The sequence below is a fragment of the Frankia sp. CcWB3 genome, assembly GCF_977927595.1.
The window spans coordinates 1-4,951 of sequence record NZ_CDWRCK010000282.1; the positions used below are offsets into that span (position 1 = coordinate 1).

A 4,951-nucleotide genomic window follows, 5' to 3' on the forward strand; every position below is an offset into this window, starting at 1 on the left:
GATGAACTTCCCAAACAGGCCCTAGTAGCGTGCAGCTCCCGCGACTGTTGCGAAATCGGACCATTGGCAGCGGCCACCGGGTTGTCCGCAGGTGGAGTGCCCCGGATCCGGGACACTTACGGCACCCACAGGTCCCAAGCGTTCACAGGTCCCGGACTCGCTCACAGGTCCCAGAGGACGGTGACGCGGTCGGCGCCGGCGGTGGCCAGCAGGGTGCCGTCCGGGCTGAACGCCACCGCCCGCGCCCACTGCTGGTTGATCCGCCGGCCGTAGCCGACGGCGGCGACGAGCCGCGGCGGGTCGGGGAACGCCAGCTGCCACAGCCGGACGGTGGTGTCGGTACCCCCGGTGGCGACCAGCGGCATCGTCGGGCTGAACGTGACGCTCATCGGGTGGCCGCTCTTTTCCTTCACCGCCTTGAGGGGCCGGTCAGGGATGCAGGTGTAGACGTACCACTGGTTCGTGCCTCGCTTGCGGCGCCGCTGGATGCGGAACCCCAGGAAGTCGAACCCGTCGCTCGTGTGCACTACCCGGGTCTTGGCTGCTGACAGCCGCAGACCCAGCGGGGCGAGCACGGCAGCGACGTCCGTGCCGGGGTGGGCGCGGCGGCGCCGGCCCACCCCGAGCTGTCGGGCTACTCGTAGGACAGGTTCGACTGCCCTTCGATCACGCGGCCAGCGATGTAGAGGTCTCCGTTGGAGTCCAGTATTGCGATGATCTTTTTCTGGTTGCCGTGGTGGGTCGTGAAGAAGATCTTGTCGGCTTCCTGGGAGGTGGAGTAGTTTGTGTTGACCGAGAGTTCGATGCTCACCGGCGAGCTGATGATCACATCCTTCTTGGGCGAGTTCGGGTAATTCTGGTTCTGCCTCAACCTGATTCGGCCGTGGGTGTCGCCCTCATCCCAGTCCGCGGCCAATCCGAGGTCAATTTCCGCCATGGTCTTCTCCATTCTATTTTGTGTGGGAAACCTCTCCTGGCTGGAGTAGGTTTGTATGGTTTCGAGAAAAACCTGGCCATCGGCAAACAGGAGTCAGCAGGAGGCATCTCTGCGTGTGCCGGCGTGGAGAGAACACCGCACGTTCCGGCCGGAATTTTCTCGACTGCCGGCCGCACTCCTGGCCAATTTTTCTACCCGATCGGACCAGTAAACGGGTGCGTGGACGTCTCAATAGACAGGAACGATCGCTTCCTTGATCTCCGTATTCCCTGTTCCGGATGGGGCCGTTCAACCATCCGAGTCACAGGCATGAGCGCCACAACACCTCTCCCCCCAGAGCTAGTGATGGAATCGCACCTCGCGTACGTAGCGTCACATGCCGGAGACGGTGGCGCGCGGATATTACCTAAATATATCAACCCAGTTAGGAGTCGAAATGAAATAACTTGCGCGTTTCGAACCCTCCACAGGTCACAGGCCTGTGGAGGGTTCGAAACGCGCAAGTTATTTCATTTCGACTCCTAAGGCGTAATCGCGGGTCGGGTCGGGAAGGAGGCCCGGATGCGCAGGAAATTCGAGTCAATCTCTGTCCACAGGCCAGGGCTGACCAGCTTCGAAGTGGACCCGGAATTGTGTACACACGGGATCCCTGGGTGGAGCGGCCCGTCGGAGGGCCGGGCACCGGCCCGCACGGCGGTCGAGCGTCGGGTCCGCGGCGGCTTCAGCGTCGCGGCGGTGACGTGCTTGCCCTCGATCGCGTTGGTGTCAAACCGCAGGAATGACCGGTGCACCGGGCCGATCCCGTTGCCGACCCGCAGGTACTCGTAGATGTCGTAGTTCGTTGTCGGGGACGTGCTGACCACGAAAGCGGGATCGTTCCAGAGTTCCTACCTGGAGCTGTGCCCGATCTCGGCGGGGATCGAGTGGTCCGAGTCGGGTACCTCGCGAATACCGGCCCACACGCTGTCTCGTGCCCTCGTGATGGCCACGTACATCTGTCGGCGTTCCAACTGGGTACGCTCGCGAAACGCGTCGGCCGACTCGGACGGCCGCCACGGCTTCGGGAAGAGGTTGCGGTCGGGAATACAGACGTGGGCGAAGTCGAGGCTCTTGACTCGGTGGTACGTCCCGACCTTGACCGCCTCACAGCTGGTTCCGTCATATTCCTTGAGGGAAACCGCTGGAATGCCCCGATCGGTGAGGACGCGCAGCCACCGCGCAGCCGCGGCGTTCGTCGGCACGAGCACCGCCATATCGCCGTAACGGACGTTCCGATTATCATGGAATTCCACGAGGTGTTCGCAGAGCGCCGCATCCTGCGCCACGGTACCCGACACCGTGACCTCGCGGATCTCGCCTCCCGGCCGGTCGACGTTGACCTCGCGCCGCCCGCGTTCCTGGACGCCGTCGAGGTCGTCGAAGCTGTCGTCGGCGACTACCGCCTGGGCGTAGCGCAGGATCTTCTCGCGATTACGGTAGTTTCTCCCGAGCACGGTGGAGCGTCCGACGACGGCGACGCCGGCCTCGGCGAGGGTGAAACCGCCGGGATAGATGGACTGCTGGCCATCGCCGACCACGAGCAGGCCGTCCAGCTTGTCGCCGACGAAGGCATGCAGCAGTTGCAGACCGACGCACGTCAGGTCCTGTATCTCGTCAACGATCACCGCGTCGTACCGGGTGTCGGAACTCTCGCGCACCAGGTCGCGAGCCAGGAGCAGCACGTCGTCGCGATCGAGGACGCCGCGCTCTGTCCGGAGCTGCTCGTACCGTTCGTACAGCTCCCACACCGCACGTCGGTGGGTCGGTTGCAAGGGAGTGCTGCGCCCGACGCGTGCCAGCTTGGCGTACTGCTCGAAGTCGGTCAGGCCTCGGCCCTTGACGACTGTCGCGATCTCGTCCTTCCAGTACCCGGGAGCCAGGCCGAGCCCGGGCAGAACCGAGAACTGCCCGACCTGCCCCCAGGCGCGCCAGAAACAGGTGTCGGCGGCCTCCTGCTGGTGTCGGTCTGCCAAGCCGTGTTCGCGAAGACAACGTGCGGCGACGGCGTGGACGGTGGCGAACTCGATCCGGTCGACGTGCTCGGGGGCCATCCGGGTCAGCAGGGCGCGGTAGACCGGCCCCAGCGTGCGCACCAGCGAGGTAAACAACACCCGTTCCCCGCGGGCGGCCAGATACTTGGCGCGGTGCAACGCGACGACCGTCTTGCCGGTACCGGCCGCGCCGCGGACGCGGGCCGGACCCGACCACTGCCGGCCGGCCAGGCGGGCCTGCGTCGGGTGCAGCCAGGTCATCCACGTCTCGATCGGCTCCCGGGCGGCGGCGTCGAGAAGTTCTTGCCACAGCTCCTCGCGGCTCAGCAGTGCATCCTGATCTGGTGGAACCGATTGCTCGGGCGGTGACAGCGGCTCGGAAGAAATCGGACGCCCGGCCGGAGCTGGACAGTAGGCCCGAGTGGGACGCTCGATAGCGGCTGGGCTTTCGGTCGCGGCCGTACCGTTCGAAGAGGGACCTGCCCGGCGCGCGACCGGACGGCGGACAGACCGTGAGGTCGGCGCCTCGGTGACCGTGACGACCGTGGCGGTGGCGGTGGCGCGGGGCATCGGCGGGCAACCGCGTGCCAGACGGTCCAGTAGTTGTTCAACGAGGTCCGGTGCCAGGCGTGCGCCACGACGCGCCAGGTCGCGGGTTAGGTCCTGCTCGCCGAGCACCGTCACCCGGTCGAGTTGTGCCCGGACGTTTTTCCGCCTGGCCAGAACCAGCAGCGGAACCACCTCGGTCGGTGGCAGACCTGCCTCTACCAGCACCTCCTCCACCGCTACGGTCTGATCCAGAAGTTTGCGGACGTCGTCGTCCGCGCCGGCGTCGCCACGCCATAACCGGCCGCGTTCGACGGTGATCTCTCGCCAGTTCTTCACGTCTACCACGAAGACTCCGCCAGGCCCCACCACGATCACGTCGATGTTGGCCCGGCGGGTGCCTGGCCACCGTCGGTCCGGCAGCACGTGCCACCCTGCGTCGTCCATACCGACCAGCACTCGGACCACACTCTGCTCGGCCCGGTCACCGGCTTCCCAGTGCTGGCGGTGGCGGCGTAACTGCTTCAGCACGTCGGTCAGGTGCTGGATCTGTCGCTGGACTCCGTCGATCTCCATCCCGAGCAGGACAGCTTGACCGAGGGCCGACGGTTCTGGCAGCGGGTCGGCGTCTCGCGTCGACGAGGCGGTCGTCGGCGGATGGGCTGTCGACGTGCCGACGGTCGACGCAGCGGTGGCGGGGATGCGCGCTGCCGGTCCATCCAAAAGCACGTCACTACTCCCTCACCTTATGTCACAGGTAAGAGTACGGTAATGAGTCGTCGTTTGGCTACGTTTACGGGCGACAGTGGTCTGCAGGCCCTAGGGAAGAGTGGTTGTTGTCGGAAACGTAAGCCTACTTTCGAACGCTGGTTCGAGCGTGCCGACTCGAACTCTTCGAACGCCCTGGCCACGGCCGCTTTCGGCAGAGAACGATCACGTAAGTTCGGTCTAGACCGCCAGCACGATGGCGGCGCTGATGCCGCCGAGGCCGAGGGCGAAGGCCGCCTCGGGCAGCCCGCCGTCGCGCCGCCGGAAGAGGCGGTCGAGCGCCAGCCGCCCGGCACCGACCGCCGCCACCGTGATCGCGACCACCGCGATGCACAGCGGGTACTCCATGCCGCCGTCGGTTTCCCACAGTCCGTTCGGTGCGGTCACGATCATTGCGTTGATCATCACGCCGATCACGGCCGCGGCCGCCAACGGAGTCAGCAGGCCCACCGCCAGGCCGAGGCCGCCGAGGAACTCGGACGCGCCGGCCAGCCCGGCGAAGAAGGTGCCGGGGTGGTAACCCAGCTGGGCGAATCCCTTGCCGGTCGCGGTGAGGCCGTGGCCGCCGAACAGGCCGAAGAGCTTCTGCGCGCCGTGCCCGGCGAGCAGCAGACCGAAGGTCATCCGGAGCAGCAGCAGCCCGAGGTCGGCTGCGGACACGGCCGTGCGG

Annotated in this window: 5 protein-coding genes; all 5 read right to left on the reverse strand. The window is 66.1% G+C overall.

Annotation, left to right across the window (positions count from 1 at the left end; genetic code table 11):
• Positions 1–161: 161 nt before the first annotated feature.
• On the reverse strand, positions 162–575 hold the full coding sequence (locus ACY5KJ_RS17465; RefSeq protein WP_462187592.1) for a WD40 repeat domain-containing protein: 414 nt from the start codon (positions 573–575) through the stop codon (positions 162–164).
• A gap of 59 nt (positions 576–634) precedes the next feature.
• Entirely contained in the window at positions 635–937 is a 303-nt protein-coding gene (locus ACY5KJ_RS17470) for a DUF6342 family protein (protein WP_462187591.1), read from the reverse strand.
• A 521-nt stretch (positions 938–1,458) separates the two neighbouring features.
• The gene (locus ACY5KJ_RS17475) at positions 1,459–1,800 is read right to left on the reverse strand and encodes a hypothetical protein (protein WP_462187590.1); all 342 of its coding nucleotides are present in this window, start codon (positions 1,798–1,800) and stop codon (positions 1,459–1,461) included.
• Positions 1,801–1,824: 24 nt separating this feature from the next.
• Positions 1,825–4,242 carry a UvrD-helicase domain-containing protein gene (locus ACY5KJ_RS17480; RefSeq protein WP_462203867.1) on the reverse strand — a complete coding sequence of 806 codons (2,418 nt, stop codon included), beginning with the start codon at positions 4,240–4,242 and terminating at the stop codon, positions 1,825–1,827.
• 219 nt (positions 4,243–4,461) lie between these two features.
• A partial coding sequence (locus ACY5KJ_RS17485; RefSeq protein ID WP_462203868.1) for a DoxX family protein occupies positions 4,462–4,951 on the reverse strand: 490 nt, incomplete at its 5' end.

Excerpts from the sequence above, each read along its gene's own strand:
- ACY5KJ_RS17470 (WP_462187591.1), bottom strand. The coding sequence starts at position 937 with ATGGCGGAAATTGACCTCGGATTGGCCGCGGACTGGGATGAGGGCGAC.